This window comes from Coleofasciculus sp. G2-EDA-02, assembly GCF_040226375.1.
Taxonomy (GTDB): Bacteria; Cyanobacteriota; Cyanobacteriia; order Cyanobacteriales; family Coleofasciculaceae; genus Coleofasciculus.
Window position 1 is genome coordinate 26,012 of the sequence record NZ_JAVKEW010000108.1, and the last position, 14,139, is coordinate 40,150.

Genomic DNA, 14,139 nt, shown 5'->3' on the forward strand with positions numbered 1-14,139 from the left:
CTTTCACTGAAGTTTTGCGTCAATGATTTAAATGACAAATAATGTGGCAATCGACACCAGCTAAATGGAGAATACCGGATTTGAACCGGTGACCTCTGCGGTGCGATCGCAGCGCTCTACCAACTGAGCTAATTCCCCAATCTGTCTTGATTGATTGTACCACTTATGGGGATTGGTCATTTGTCATTTGTCCTCATCGCTAACCCACAACTTGAGCGTAGACTTCCTGCACGCGCTCAAGTTCAAGCTGATGCAGATAATCAACCGTCCAGTCAGCTTGACGCTGAAGCATGTGGAAAGGATAGGTATTAGCAACGCCAACGACTTCCATCCCAGCTCGTTTTGCCGCTTCAATACCAGCCGGTGTATCCTCTATGGCAAGACAATCCGAGGATTTGGCATTAAGTTCTGGAAACTGCTGATTGAGGTGTTCCACAGCTAACAGATAGCCATCCGGTTCAGGTTTACTCACTGTAATGTCATCACCTGCCACAATAACCGGAAAATATGGCAACAGTTTAGCCCGATCCAAGACTAACTCAACTTCCGATCGCAACGCCCCACTCACCACCCCCATGGGTAACTGAGCCACGCGGATTTTGTAAATTAAATCTTCGACTCCCGGATATATGGGTAATTTAGATAGAGTTTCCAGTTGACGGCGGTAGGCGTCGGCTTTTCGGGAGATCAAACGGGTTAAGTAGTCATCATCAACCATCCGACCTCGCTTTTCCAATAATACTTTTAGACAGGCGCGATCGCTACGTCCCAAACAATCCTCCCAGTAATCCTCAGCTGAGGGACGCAGATTCTCGCCCAGCAGAATTTCTTCGATGAGTTGCTGGTGAATCGACTCATCGTTAATAATCACGCCGTTGAAATCAAACAGAACTGCCTTTAAACTCATAAGCTGTTCAGTATTTAGATTGGGATACTTAAATTCCGCAAAGGGAACGGGAAACAGGGAATATCCCATTTAAATGCACATTAGCTGACCCTATGCGTCACTATGCTGGAGATGGAATAGTTCCTAATTTTGCGGAAAAACGCGGAAATTAGTTTGTCAGAGTAATCTTGACTGGGTGAACTACTACACCCTCTATCCCATTGCCAAAAGCATCTGGGACTACGCAAGCGAATGATGTTGTAACTGCCGTTGATGTCGGCGTTGAATTTGATGCCGATTTTTGATTTGTACAACCCACGCTTAACACGACGACCGCTAAATTTTACGGCTAATGCCTCTGGGCTTCCGTGAACAGGAATAAAATCTCCATCCAGGAAACTAGCAACCGACGTATAAGATTCTTCGGTGATGATGACTTTTATACCAACCCGTTCAGCTTTATAGGTCAACATCTCGATAAATCTTGCATGGGGAACACTAGTAAAATTCTGATTATTAGCCTTACCGATACGGATTCCCTGCTTCCAGTTCTCGTTTTTGCCAATCACAAGAGTTGATATATTTTTCTCAACCAACTGGTTGATAATAAACCGACTGGATTTATGGAGATAGTCGTCAATCTTGAATCCTCGCTTGGTTGATAAACGCTGAATTCTATTTGACGTTTTTCTGTTTCCTTTGAGTTGAGATTGCCCTTCGGCTTTTTTCTTGTTGTAGTAATTGTTAACCGCCTTAACCGGTCTGCCGTTAATCAGGAAAGGGTTGAATCCTTTTTGATTTGAAGTTACAGCCGCTAAGTTGTTCAGTCCAATATCTACACCGGCTACCGCTTCACCGCTAACCAATTGCTGAATGGGTTGCTCATAAATCACCTCAACCACGTAGTAATTCAGGCGGGGAACAATTCTTACTTCATTGATATCCTGCTTGTTGCTAGATATCATAAGGTTTGTTCCCGATGGCTTAATCCATCCTTTTTTCAACTCTTTCGAGCTAATAGCCTGGATGGTGTAAACCAGCAGATTACGCCCCTTCTCTTTATCTTTATACTTGGGAAGCTTGGGCTTGCCCAAGAATAAGACAGGGTTTTTCTTGTATGCCTTATTAGCTTCTTTCCATGCTTTCCAGTTCCTGTCCAAGCACCGCAGGACTTGTTGAGAGACTTTGCGAGGTAAGGCACAATAAGACTCCTCTAGTCGCATCCGAGATGCCATCTCGTTGTAGGAGAGGATTTGGTTGGTTTTAAAGAAGTGTTGACGAATTTCGTAATTGGCTCGGTTGTAAAGATTTTTAGACTTGAATGCCAAATCATCAATATCTTTCCATTCTCGACTTCCTTTACGAACTACGTGCTTCTCAACAAGTCTCATTCTCTTCCTATGATTGCAGCTCGTTAATGACTTTTTCCGTCTTACGCTAACTGACGCCTTGTGATGAGAGCGTAATCCGATAATTTCATGCGGTAATCTTATCGACTTATGTATATATTACCGCAGATTACCGCAATTTTCCGTATTCTTAATAAATGAAAACAATACCTTGGGAACTGAAGTCGTCTATTGTACGGCGTTGAGTCCGTTGGTACACTTGTCCTTTTACCGGGAGAGGTTTCATTCCCTGGGTAACCTGATTCAGCCACCACACGTCTTGAGTTTGCACCGCTTCAAAGCCGGCTGAACCCATCCAGGCGTCTACGCTATCGGTGGCGTAAGCTTTAATATAGGGTTCTTCAAACACCTCCGTTAACCAGTTTACTTGACGCAAGGTCTGCTGATTGCCATCGAGAATCAGAACTTGTCCGCCTCCCTTGAGGAGTCGGAAGCTTTCCCGCAAAATCGACTTTGCCACGGCTGGGGGGGTTTCGTGGAATAATAGGGAGGCGGTTACCAGGTCAAAAGACGCCTCTGGCAAACCTGTCTCTTCCGCTTTGCCATGACGCCATTGAATCTCTACCCCGGCGGCTTTGGCTTTGCGTTCTGCCATGACTAACATATAAGGCGATAAATCTAAACCGATTACCTTAGCTTGGGGAAACGCCTGTTTTAACAGTAGGGTGGTTGAACCCGTACCGCAGCCTAAATCCAGAATCCGTCGAGGTGTTCCCTGGATGCGATCGATTAACCCCTGGCGTACCCAGGTTTCATTGGGAAGTAAAGCGTATTGAGTTATCGGATCGTAAGTCGTTGCTGCACCACCATTCAGGTAACCCCCTTCAATACCGTGGAAGTTCTGACTCTTGTAGTAATCAGGGTAAACTAAATCAGGGGTTGAGACGCGATCGCTCTGTTGTTCCCAGTCAATGCTCTCATAAAGCTGGCGCAGTTGCTCCTCGTCGATCAATACGCCAACGATGGGTTGTAAGAATCGCTCCCAAAGCGTGTCTTGGCGGCTTACCATAAGTTTAATCTCTAATGCTACTTGTTTAACTTATTGTAATAATTTTGGCGCTTCTGAGCAGAACCTCCCGATTTGGGTATGTCTTAGACCACCAATTCAGTCCTTGGTCTTGACAAAAACAACGTTTTGTGAATATTAATATCCCCACTAGAGGAAGAGCGAGTAAGTACCTGGACATAAACTTTGTTCACCGAGTTAAGAATTGTAAAACCCCTCAATCTCTTACTGTTCCCTGTGAAGAGTTCCCCCATCTCAACCGTCAAGTTTAATTTTGTCCGACTACTTATGAATAATGATACTAACTAATAATTGCAGATTGGCAGTTTTTCTCCGGAAAAAGAATGGTTTTCTGTCACCATGTTGGTGATTTAAATCACTTGATTAAGTTGATCGATTTCATCAAATTCCTATTACATGGCTCACCCTCAGAGCGGATTAGAATCAAAACTCTAGATGATTTAACTCTCTATAAAGAGTGGAATATATCGGTAAAGTTATAAGTGGGAATCAAGAAAAGGTTTATCTCTCAACCTTCAGGTTCTCCATCTATTTAATTCCTCGAAATCAGGACACCAGCCGATAATGATTACCTTTTCCCTCGAACCCAATTCTGTGTCTGCATCTAAGCCCTGGAAGCTGCAAATCTGGCTCTCGCCTAAATCCCAGGCGATTTACTACCTGAATGACCCCCAACAAGCACAGTCAATACTCGAATTTATTCTTGCCAAAAACAATTCTCAAATCAAAGAACAAGGGGAGTTATCCTTTGCTGGCTTAATTCCCCGTTCATTAGCATCTCATCAGCCTTTACAAGCTAACGCTTGTGTTTGTTAAAGTCTTTTGAGAAATCCCAATGACCCGTCAACAGTCAACCATCAATCGTCAAGCCTAACCCAAATCATCATCTCCAACAGATAGGCATTCGCATCAGTTGCAATAATTCGCAGTGAAAGGTGAGAAACTTGAGAGAATTTGGCTAAATGCCAGAGTAGAGAAAGAGTATAGGCTTCTTCGCCAGAGGTACAGCCAGCACTCCAGCAGACAAATTACTTGTCACCTCGTTCTTGGGCAAGCTGGATGAGTTGGGGCAATAGTTCTTGATGCAAATGCTTGAAAATTTGCCTGTCGCGATAAAATCGGGAAATCGTAATTCGACAGTAGCGCTCCAATATTATCGATTCTTCGGGATAAGTATTCAGATAAGATTTATAGGCATCAATATCGGATAATTGAAGTTCAATGAGACGCCGTTGGATACGTTTACAGGTTTGCTTTCGCAACTTACGAAACCCTGCCCAACGTAGGTTTAATTGAGGTAAAGCCCACTGCAAGAAGCGAACGCATTCAGTATCTTTCATCGCTATAACTATCCAGAATGTCACATTTGATCCCATTTGTAGGTTGGGTTGAACAGAGTGAAACCCAACAGAGTAACCATAGGGGAGCAATGTTCCAGAGGTGCCATGGCACGTCTTGGAACAGGGGAAACGATAGAAACCAGCATCTTCGCTCCCCTTACTGCCATTTTCTGCTTCCAAATTACTTCTACTTTATCGGTGAAGTATCATCTGTGAGCAAAAAGTAGATAGCACCGACAGCCGCGACAAGCCCCAAGATGGGGTATTGTGTCGAAAGTGTTAGAACCAGTACCAACATTTCCAGAAGGGTTTTGAATCTGTCAAGGTTGTTCATTCTTATCCTCTGAGACTTTAATATTAGCGTCTAAGACAAACTCAAAGCTTAAACACAGTAGCTAATTATGTAAACGCAAAGGCTAAGATACTGTATAATATCCTCAGTAGAGTTGTGGTTCCTTAGAGGAATACCATGACGAGACTAGCTCACGAAAAGCCAGATTAGTAGCTATAGCCCTATCTCATTGAGGAAGAACTATGTCTGTAAAATGGCGTTTGAATGTGCTGATGGCTGAGCGATACCTAAAAAATAAAGACTTGACGGAAGCAACGGGAATGCATCCCGTCACTATCTCTAAATTGAAGAATTCTCAGGAGATGCCAGAACGATTAGAACGGGCAACCCTGGAAAAGCTCTGTGCTGCTCTTAACTGTCAACCCGGAGACTTAATGTTATGGGAACCTGACTTGGAAACAGTAGAAACGTCTGACTCGACTCATCAGCAGAGTCAGAACAAACATCAAGGAGTGTCACCCAACCACTCTGCTATAGACTTGCTAGATGAATTGCCTGGTCAAAGACTATTTAAAACACCGGGAGAAGCTGATCAGTATCTCCAGGATGAACGTGGTTCGTAGGAAAACTGATACTGCCAGCATCTAGCTTTGTCTATGTAGATACTCAAATTTAACTCACGTTGCAGAAGATAGACATGAGAATTCATCGCCTTGAACTGAAAAATTTCCGAAACTTTGAACATACTATATTTGATTTTCCAGAACGATTTACAGTGCTGGTAGGAGATAATGGTACAGGTAAAACTGCTATTTTAGATGGATTAGCAGTTGGCGTGGGCGCCCTGTTTCTCAACTTTAATAATGTAGACTCCCGTCACATTCGTGATGATGAGGTGCGTCGTGTGGAATATGAAAAGAGACAGATTCCAACAGTTGAACCCCAATATCCCGTGTCAGTGTCTTGTGATGGTATTATTGATGGACAGGAGATTACTTGGACGAGAAAACTTAACAAAGCAGGAGGACGCACCACTCGTAAGCAAGCTACTAAAATCACAAACATTTCCGAACAACTTCAAGTCAAAGTCAGCCAAGGATCGGATCTGCTGCTACCGTTAGTCACTTACTATGGAACAGGGCGTCTGTGGTTGCAGAAAAACAAAAGATCTATTCAAACAGTCAAACCTAATTCACGGATGATCGGGTATCTGGATTGTTTAGATCCAGCATCAAACCAAAAACTAATGCTGCGGTGGTTCAAAACCATGGAAATCGTAGCTCTCCAGAGAAAGCAGTCTATTGAAGTTCTTGATGCCGTAAAAGAGGCGATTGCTAAATGTATAGAAAACTGGCAAAGTGTCACATACGATATTCTTGAGGACGAACTGTTGGCTAAATCTATGGATGGACGCACACTACCATTTCGGATGCTGAGCGATGGTGTACGTAATATGTTAGCCATGGTTGCCGATATTGCCTATCGCGCCGCAGTATTAAATCCTCAACTAGGACGTGACGCTGCTCAACAAACTCCTGGTGTTGTATTAATAGACGAAATCGATCTGCATTTGCATCCCAAGTGGCAGCGGGGGGTTGTTGATGATTTAAAGAAAACGTTTCCTAATATTCAATTTGTGGCGACAACCCATTCACCTTTTATTATCCAATCTCTACGTGAAGGAGAACTGATTAATCTAGATAAACCAGCAGAAATTGAAGAATATGAAAATAAAAGCATTGAAGACATCACCGAGTATGTAATGGGGGTAGATATTCCCCAAAGAAGTGAGCGTTACCAGAAGATGATGGAAGCGGCTGAAGAATATTATCGAGTTTTACAAGAAGCTCAAGAAGCAAACCCCGAAAAAATTGAGCAACTCAAAACCAAGCTCGACAAACTAATAGAGCCATTTAGCGATGATGTGGCTTATCATGCGTTTCTGAGAATGGAGCGTAAAGCTGCGGGATTGGGAGGAGAAAAGAAATGAGACCTGTTGAACGGGGAGATCTACCTATCGACCCAAATACAGGTATTCCCATAGTTTTCACACAGTATAGTCAAGCCAAATCTCACCTGATTGATAGAGTAGGAGAATACTGTTCTTACTGCGAAAGATCGATTAATCATCTACTGCATGTTGAGCATATCCAACCGAAAGCTGCACGACCTGATCTTGAACGGCGATGGGATAACTTTTTACTGTCCTGTGTTAATTGCAATGCCGCTAAAGGTCATGAAGAACTAATTTTGAGGGGAGCATCCCGTTTTGGAAACACCATTCCCAAAAGCAACGATATTTCAAGTGTTTCAGCCCCCTAAAAAGAGCTAACGCGCCAAATTGGGATGCTCCCATTTTGAGTGATTATTACTGGTCTGACAGGGATAATACAGCCCGTGCATTTGAATATCTTGAAAATGGCAATGTCTGTGTGAATCCTAGCCTAAATGAGTCTGAGCAGAAACAAGCCCAAAGAACACTTGAATTAATAGGTTTAGGTAGATTTCCCGGTCATCCTAAATTTTCCCCAAGAGATAATCGCTGGTCTCAGCGTCTGGATACTTGGGGCATAGCAAAAAGAAAACTTAAGCAACTTCAAGAGAATGATACGCCAGATAAGCGTGATGATATTGTGGAGTTGGCTCAAGCTAAAGGATTTTGGTCGCTATGGATGACTGTTTTTCGGGAAGACACTGACATGCTAAAACGCTTTATCAATGCTTTTCTGGGAACTTGTCAAACCTGTTTTAATGACCAGTTTCAGCCAATCCCTCGCCCAGGTGGGGCGCTGTGAATCCATCCGTGTCAACTATCTCCTTGCCAAGCCACGTTTGTAGGGGCGGGTTTAGTCACATCGGGGTCAACAAATTAACTGATAGCAGTAAAACCCGCCCCTACAGTCTCTGACTTAAAGCTATATTGTACTAGCTAGACCCCAATTACCCGATACAATTATCCCTGTGCCATTTGTACAAGGGTTCCATGTCTACTCTATCCTCTGCCCCCTTTTCCCCCGAAGAAATCGCCGCTGAAGGTATCAAGCCGGACGAATATGCGGAAATCTTTAAACGCCTAGGGCGTCATCCCAATAAAGCTGAACTGGGGATGTTCGGCGTCATGTGGTCCGAACATTGCTGCTATAAGAACTCCCGCCCTCTCCTAAAACAATTCCCCACCACCGGGAAACGTATCCTCGTGGGTCCTGGGGAAAATGCTGGTGTAGTAGACTTGGGCGATGGACTCCAACTCGCATTTAAAATTGAATCCCATAACCACCCCTCCGCTGTGGAACCTTACCAAGGTGCAGCTACAGGCGTTGGCGGCATTCTGCGAGATATCTTTACCATGGGGGCGCGTCCCATTGCGGTTTTGAATTCCCTGCGCTTCGGTTCCCTAGATAATCCCCGCACCCGACGATTATTTACGGGTGTCGTGGCGGGTATTTCTGGGTATGGCAACTCCGTCGGTGTCCCCACTGTTGGCGGTGAAGTTTACTTTGACCCCGCTTATACCGGGAATCCCTTAGTAAATGTGATGGCGCTGGGATTGATGGAAACCCCAGAAATTGTTAAGTCTGGAGCGTCAGGAATTGGTAATCCCGTGCTATATGTGGGTTCCACCACAGGGCGAGATGGCATGGGGGGTGCCAGTTTTGCGAGTGCAGAACTCACTGATAAATCCATGGATGACCGCCCAGCGGTGCAGGTGGGTGACCCCTTCTTAGAAAAATGCCTGATTGAAGCCTGTCTAGAAGCCTTTAAAACAGGGGCGGTAGTCGCCGCACAGGATATGGGGGCGGCGGGGATTACCTGTTCCACCTCCGAAATGGCGGCTAAAGGGGGTGTGGGGATTGAATTGGATTTAGATTTAATCCCAGTCCGCGAAACGGGGATGGTTCCCTATGAATATTTACTCTCGGAATCCCAGGAACGGATGCTATTTGTGGCACATAAGGGACGAGAACAGGAGTTAATTGATATTTTCCACCGTTGGGAACTTCAGGCGGTTGTCGCGGGTACGGTGATTGCAGAACCGATTGTGCGGATTCTGTTTCAGGGTGAAGTTGCGGCGGAAATCCCAGCCACGGCGTTATCAGATAATACGCCGATTTATTATCGAGATGTTTTGACCGAAGCGCCAGACTATGCAAAAGAGGCTTGGCAATGGACTGTTGATACATTACCCAGTTGTACCAGTACGGGAATAGAAATTTCCGGTGAGGCTAAATCCTGGAGTGATATTCTCCTGCAACTCCTGGATACACCAACCATCGCCTCAAAACGCTGGGTCTATCGTCAGTATGACCATCAGGTGCAAAATAACACAGTGATGCTTCCCGGTGGTGCAGATGCGGCAATCATCCGATTACGTCCCCCTGAATCGGGGCGACATTCCCAATCCGGTGTCGCGGCTACGGTAGATTGCAATTCTCGCTATGTTTATCTTGACCCTTATGAAGGGGCAAAGGCGGTGGTTGCAGAAGCGGCACGAAATTTAAGCTGTGTGGGAGCAGAACCTATCGCCGTCACCGATAATCTGAATTTTGGTTCACCAGAAAAGCCGATAGGATACTGGCAACTGGCATCGGCTTGTCAGGGTATCGCCGAGGCTTGTACAGAATTAGCGACGCCCGTAACGGGGGGAAATGTCTCTCTGTATAACGAAACCTTGGATAGCCAGGGAACTCCCCAACCGATTTATCCTACGCCGGTGATTGGTATGGTGGGGATGATTCCGGATTTGAGTCAGATTTGTTCTCAAGGATGGCAGCGTGAAGGCGATTTAATTTATTTATTGGGATTACCGTTAACTGTAACTACGCCTAATCTCAGCTTAGGGGGTTCAGAATACTTGAGTGCGATTCATGGAGTTGTGGCGGGGAAACCCCCCATCGTGGATTTTGAGTTAGAACGTCGGGTGCAAGCCGCTTGTCGTCAGGGGATTCGGGGGACTTTCCTGCGTTCGGCACATGATTGTGCTGAGGGAGGATTGGCGGTGGCGCTGGCGGAATGTTGTATTTCTGGAGGATTGGGGGCAGAGATTGAATTAGGACTAGCTGAGGCGTCTCTAGAACGGCGTTGGGATGAGATTCTATTTGGAGAAAGTGCCAGTCGGATTCTGGTGTCGGTGAAGCCAGAAGCCCAAGCTGATTGGGAGGCTTACCTAAAGGACTATTTAGGGGAATCTGCCCAGGGTTGGCAACGGTTGGGGACGGTTAAATCTCTCTCTCAAGGATTAAAAATTTCTATCCCCAACCATCCTCCCTTAATCAACGCTACGATCGCAGATATGAGCGATCGCTTCTTTGATGCCCTAGAACGTCGATTGTAGCCGTGTTAAGCCCTTCGCCGTTGACCAATGACCAATGACAAACTAATAAGGGATGCCTTCGGGAAACATTACGGCAATCCGTTTTTCTCGCATCTTGGCTTCGGAGATGCAAATTTCCTCAATCTGGTTAACGACATCTTCTTCAATCCCAAGATATTTGGCCATTTTGCGAACTTTTGCCTGTTCCTCTGCATGGTATTCTTTATCAGCTGAACAAGCCTGAATTGCCACATAAATAATCGTAAGAATTCAGGTCTGTGTTTAGCTCATCAATTAGCCTGGGTGTACGAGCCTTTCCAAAGTAACGTGGGAAAGGAAATTCAGTCACATCGGCGAGTGCGCCCAGGCTCTTTTCCCCAAATAGGTCTTGCCTGAGACAGTTTGATGGATGATGGGTCGGAATGGAGCCTGAGCTTGCCAGTGTTCAACCTAGTCGAGTTTAATTTGGAACACAGACAATTAACTGGGTTTCAAGGGACAGGTTCAGGCAATAATGATAGAGATTGATCCGACTCGGTTTGAGCTACCAAGGCGGCTTGAAAAAACTCGATCACCGACCGTCCTTGTCGCCGACAAGTCTGTACCACACTCAATAGGTCTGCCGTCTGTTGAAATCGCTCCCGCCAAGCGAGACCCACCACTGACCTTACGCTTAGTCACCGCCAAACGCAGAGAACGTTCCGCCAGGTTATTGTCCGGTGGCACTTCTGGGTGGTCGAGGAAGTACCACCATTGCTGGGCTTTATCCCGTAAAGAACGTAGTAACTTGCCCGACTCGTATCCGGCTGTACTTATCCACTGTTGTATGGTCAGTGCTACTCGTAGCTTAAAAGAGGCCGCCCAGGTAAAGAAAGAGCTAGAGTCTTGAGTTTGACGCCATTGTCGATGCTGGGCAAAGGCTTCCTCAATTAGTTCGATGAACGCTTGCCCTAAAGCTGGATTATTGCCATGGCTCAATTTCACAACTTTTTTGAAGTGACGTAAAAGATGGGCTAAACATTTCTGTTGTGCTTTGACCTCGTAGCCATTATAGGCACTGTAATCATCACTATTGATCACACCATCAAACCTAGACCCCAACTGTTGGATTAATTCGGCTCGTGAGCGGGTATCACCTGGATGAAACAAACAACACTCTTGTGTCGCACTCACCCACAACCATTCTTTGAGACCCAACACTGGCCAAGGAGATTCATCCACATGGACTAACGGTTGCTGTTTAATCCACTCCCGCAAACCGTCAACGCTTTCCTTCACCGCATCTGCCATCCGAGCATTTGTGGCATTAAGAGTTCCCACCCCTATCTCAATCTTGCCCAGTTCCCACAACAGTTCTTGCTGCTTTTCATAAGATAGATGCCCATAGTTGCCCAACCACACCAGTAATGCTTGCAATCTCACACTCAAGTCTTGTCCTGGCACAATTTCTTTTGACCAAGGCGCTGCTGTCAGCTGACCACAACAGGCACAACGGCAGGTTTGCCTTTGGTATTCGACTACTTCTATCGGATGTGCTACCAGTTGCGCGACCTGCTGCCGCTGCACTGATGCTGGGTTTTCCTCAAATTCTACACAGCCACAGCTAGTACATTTTTGAGGTTTGAGAATGGAGTATCTATCTACTCGCCCAAAACCTTTCCGGGTTTTACCCGGGTGACCTGGTTGTCCTCCTGGCTTTCGTTTCGGTTTGTCGCTCTTTGCGTCAGCACTGTTGTCCCCACTGCTGTTACTCTTGTCGCCAGCGCTCTTGTCCCTCGGCTTTCTGGGTTTTTCCGGTTTGAACAACAAGTCCGTTGAAGGGGGTTTTGAACTTGCTTGACTATCAAGTTTCTGGATAGCTTTGAGCCTTTCTATCTCTTGTTGCAATTTCTCAATTACAAGCTGTTGCTGCACCAGCAAACCAACGAGTTCTTCGGTGGGCAACTGTTTGAGTTGGTTTGGGTCAAGCTTTAAGTTCATGGCAACAGCACTCACATACCTTATATTAAAGCAGATTTTGTGTTACTAGAGCGCCATCGTTGCGATTTTCCTACTCAGGTAGTTCTCCCCGTGCCGGAGCAAAAGGGGCAAGCCGGGAGCCTCTGCCAAACTGCTGTACTCGACATCATAGCCAAAACCAGGCGAAGCCTTCCCCCTTCATCGGATTTCCACGACCCCTGAATCCTTACAAATAATCGCACGACGACCGCTTTTGTTTAAAGTAGGCGCCTGAGCGAGAACCTCAACTAATTCCTCATCTGCCGGGTAATTTTTTGCCAATTCATACTCGGTATCGGTATGATAACAGGCGGTACGACCAACAACCCAGTCTCTTTCTTCTAGTGCTAGGACGCCATCTCCTTTGGCACAGAGGAGAACCGCTTTGACAAAAGCATAATGGTTTTCAGCCGGTGGGATTGTTTTCATCCCATACAAGTTTTTATACTGCCACAGTAGACCGTCTCGCTCCCTGTCTGACATATTCAATTCTCCGTTTTTAGTCTTTGCACTCGATCCGTATAGTAATACGATTTTTCGATTAATGGACGGGTTTTATCGGGGACTACCACCGCTTAACGCCTCTATCTCAAGGATGAAAAATTTCTATCCCCAACCATCCTCCCCTGATCAACGCTGCGATCGCGGATATGAGCGATCGCTTTTTTAACGCCCTAGAACGTCGTTTGTAGTCCTCTTATACCATTCGCCGCTAACCAATGACCAATGATAATTGGGAGAAGACCCCTGTCAGTGTCAGAAAGTTAGTGGTGAACTTAGGCTTGAAGATAGAGCAACTAGAGCAACACCTATTCATAGGAACCGTAAAGCCAATTACCAGAAGCATTGACATCTTCACTGACATGAAAATCTTGGGATGCTTGGACATATTCATCGCGTGAAATATATCCATCAGCGTTGTTATCTAAATGGATAAAAGCTGTTTCAGCATCTTTTTCATTCAGACCAACGGCTAGACAAAATTGTTCATATTCGCTCTGGCTAATTTGACCATTATTATTAGCATCCAAAATGTCGAATATCATATTAGCTTTATTAGTATGAGCGTTTTGAAGTCGTGGTATTTTCCAGAAATTATTAATCGAATTCTCGGCTACCTTCAAGTATTCTTCTAAGCTAACTTTTCCATCACCATTAATATCAGCAGGTTGCCAAAAATTAGTCCAAATTGCTAAATATTTTGCTTGTAAATCTAAAACTTCTGATGAGTCTGATTGTTGATTACGTAGTTGAGCGAGATTGCTGGCACAAAGTTCTAGATCGGCTAGTTCTACAAATCCACTTCCATCTAAATCGTATACCTTAAAATTTTTAGTGTGTTTTTTTTGCAATAGTTGACTTAACATTTATGATCGTCCTCTAATTTATCGGTATTGAATTATACTGAACTCTTGCACCAATGTCAATAAGCCGGAAAAAGCTAGGTTTTTGGTGATGTGATCAACGAAATATCAAGGGTTGTAGAACTTTATTGAGAATGGTGCAAGATCTGAGATTATACCTAGCTGGAAGGTTAGGATTATCTAATTCAGTTTATGAGAGGTGGGTTTGATCTCGAACAAACTCGACATACTCACGCAGAGAAGCCTCGTTATCAATCTCAAGAACAACAAACTCCGGCAATTCATAGGGATGAAGCTCACAGAGGCGATGTTTCAAACGCTCTACTCCTTCTGTTGAGACTTTCATCATCAATGTGACTTCTGCGTCCAAACGAACTTCTCCTTTCCAAAAATACAGGCTCTGGATCGGATACAGGTTGACACAGGCTACAACGTGTTCTTCTACAAGTAAACGAGCAATCCGCTCTCCCTGTTCTGGCGGCAAGTTTGTTAGGGCAATTTTCATCATATTG

At 45.0% G+C, this 14,139-nt stretch carries 13 protein-coding genes, 1 tRNA gene and 3 pseudogenes; 6 read left to right on the plus strand and 11 right to left on the minus strand.

All coding sequences use genetic code 11. The features are described 5' to 3' along the window. Positions 1-65 precede the first annotated feature (65 nt). The 4 genes and pseudogenes from RLO19_RS12240 to RLO19_RS12255 all read right to left on the minus strand — a co-directional run bounded on the left by RLO19_RS12240 (position 66) and on the right by RLO19_RS12255 (position 3,304). A tRNA-Ala gene (locus tag RLO19_RS12240) sits at positions 66-138 on the minus strand. A 61-nt stretch (positions 139-199) separates the two neighbouring features. Then, complete coding sequence (locus tag RLO19_RS12245; RefSeq protein ID WP_446356758.1) at positions 200-907, minus strand: HAD family hydrolase; 708 nt, start codon at positions 905-907, stop codon at positions 200-202. A 148-nt stretch (positions 908-1,055) separates the two neighbouring features. After that, a pseudogene (locus RLO19_RS12250) lies at positions 1,056-2,277 on the minus strand (RNA-guided endonuclease InsQ/TnpB family protein). Between the two features lie 148 nt (positions 2,278-2,425). Beyond that, a complete protein-coding gene (locus RLO19_RS12255; RefSeq protein ID WP_446356718.1) occupies positions 2,426-3,304 on the minus strand; it encodes a class I SAM-dependent methyltransferase in 879 nt (292 codons plus the stop codon). A gap of 582 nt (positions 3,305-3,886) precedes the next feature. Between RLO19_RS12255 and RLO19_RS12260 the strand changes: the two genes are divergently transcribed. Further along, the gene (locus RLO19_RS12260) at positions 3,887-4,138 is read left to right on the plus strand and encodes a hypothetical protein (RefSeq protein WP_446356719.1); all 252 of its coding nucleotides are present in this window, start codon (positions 3,887-3,889) and stop codon (positions 4,136-4,138) included. Positions 4,139-4,179: 41 nt separating this feature from the next. Here the strand turns inward: RLO19_RS12260 and RLO19_RS12265 are convergent. Together RLO19_RS12265 and RLO19_RS12270 are read right to left on the minus strand one after the other, a co-directional pair. Next, positions 4,180-4,332, minus strand: a pseudogene (locus RLO19_RS12265) (hypothetical protein); the annotation flags it as partial. An 18-nt stretch (positions 4,333-4,350) separates the two neighbouring features. Next, positions 4,351-4,662, minus strand: a complete 312-nt coding sequence (locus RLO19_RS12270) for a hypothetical protein (RefSeq protein WP_446356721.1) — start codon at positions 4,660-4,662, stop codon at positions 4,351-4,353. Positions 4,663-5,196: 534 nt separating this feature from the next. On the opposite strand from RLO19_RS12270, the gene RLO19_RS12275 reads away from it, so the two are divergent. The 5 genes from RLO19_RS12275 to purL all read left to right on the plus strand — a co-directional run bounded on the left by RLO19_RS12275 (position 5,197) and on the right by purL (position 10,286). Further along, entirely contained in the window at positions 5,197-5,577 is a 381-nt protein-coding gene (locus RLO19_RS12275) for a helix-turn-helix domain-containing protein (RefSeq protein WP_446356723.1), read from the plus strand. Between the two features lie 74 nt (positions 5,578-5,651). Then, the gene (locus tag RLO19_RS12280) at positions 5,652-6,944 is read left to right on the plus strand and encodes an AAA family ATPase (protein ID WP_446356725.1); all 1,293 of its coding nucleotides are present in this window, start codon (positions 5,652-5,654) and stop codon (positions 6,942-6,944) included. Next, entirely contained in the window at positions 6,941-7,276 is a 336-nt protein-coding gene (locus tag RLO19_RS12285; protein WP_446356727.1) for an HNH endonuclease, read from the plus strand. The genes RLO19_RS12280 and RLO19_RS12285 overlap by 4 nt, the downstream gene beginning before the upstream one ends. 35 nt (positions 7,277-7,311) lie before the next feature. Beyond that, on the plus strand, positions 7,312-7,749 hold the full coding sequence (locus RLO19_RS12290) for a hypothetical protein (RefSeq protein ID WP_446356729.1): 438 nt from the start codon (positions 7,312-7,314) through the stop codon (positions 7,747-7,749). 188 nt (positions 7,750-7,937) lie between these two features. Continuing rightward, on the plus strand, positions 7,938-10,286 hold the full coding sequence (gene purL, locus RLO19_RS12295) for a phosphoribosylformylglycinamidine synthase subunit PurL (protein WP_446356731.1): 2,349 nt from the start codon (positions 7,938-7,940) through the stop codon (positions 10,284-10,286). Between the two features lie 42 nt (positions 10,287-10,328). On the opposite strand, the gene RLO19_RS12300 is transcribed toward purL, so the two are convergent. The 5 genes and pseudogenes from RLO19_RS12300 to cutA all read right to left on the minus strand — a co-directional run bounded on the left by RLO19_RS12300 (position 10,329) and on the right by cutA (position 14,135). Beyond that, the gene (locus RLO19_RS12300) at positions 10,329-10,517 is read right to left on the minus strand and encodes a hypothetical protein (RefSeq protein ID WP_446356733.1); all 189 of its coding nucleotides are present in this window, start codon (positions 10,515-10,517) and stop codon (positions 10,329-10,331) included. Between the two features lie 239 nt (positions 10,518-10,756). Next, positions 10,757-12,260: pseudogene (tnpC, locus tag RLO19_RS12305) on the minus strand (IS66 family transposase). Positions 12,261-12,422: 162 nt separating this feature from the next. Beyond that, the gene (locus RLO19_RS12310; protein WP_446356735.1) at positions 12,423-12,746 is read right to left on the minus strand and encodes a hypothetical protein; all 324 of its coding nucleotides are present in this window, start codon (positions 12,744-12,746) and stop codon (positions 12,423-12,425) included. 326 nt (positions 12,747-13,072) lie between these two features. Next, entirely contained in the window at positions 13,073-13,630 is a 558-nt protein-coding gene (locus RLO19_RS12315) for an EF-hand domain-containing protein (protein WP_446356737.1), read from the minus strand. A 187-nt stretch (positions 13,631-13,817) separates the two neighbouring features. Continuing rightward, a complete protein-coding gene (gene cutA, locus RLO19_RS12320) occupies positions 13,818-14,135 on the minus strand; it encodes a divalent-cation tolerance protein CutA (protein WP_446351336.1) in 318 nt (105 codons plus the stop codon). Positions 14,136-14,139 lie beyond the last annotated feature (4 nt).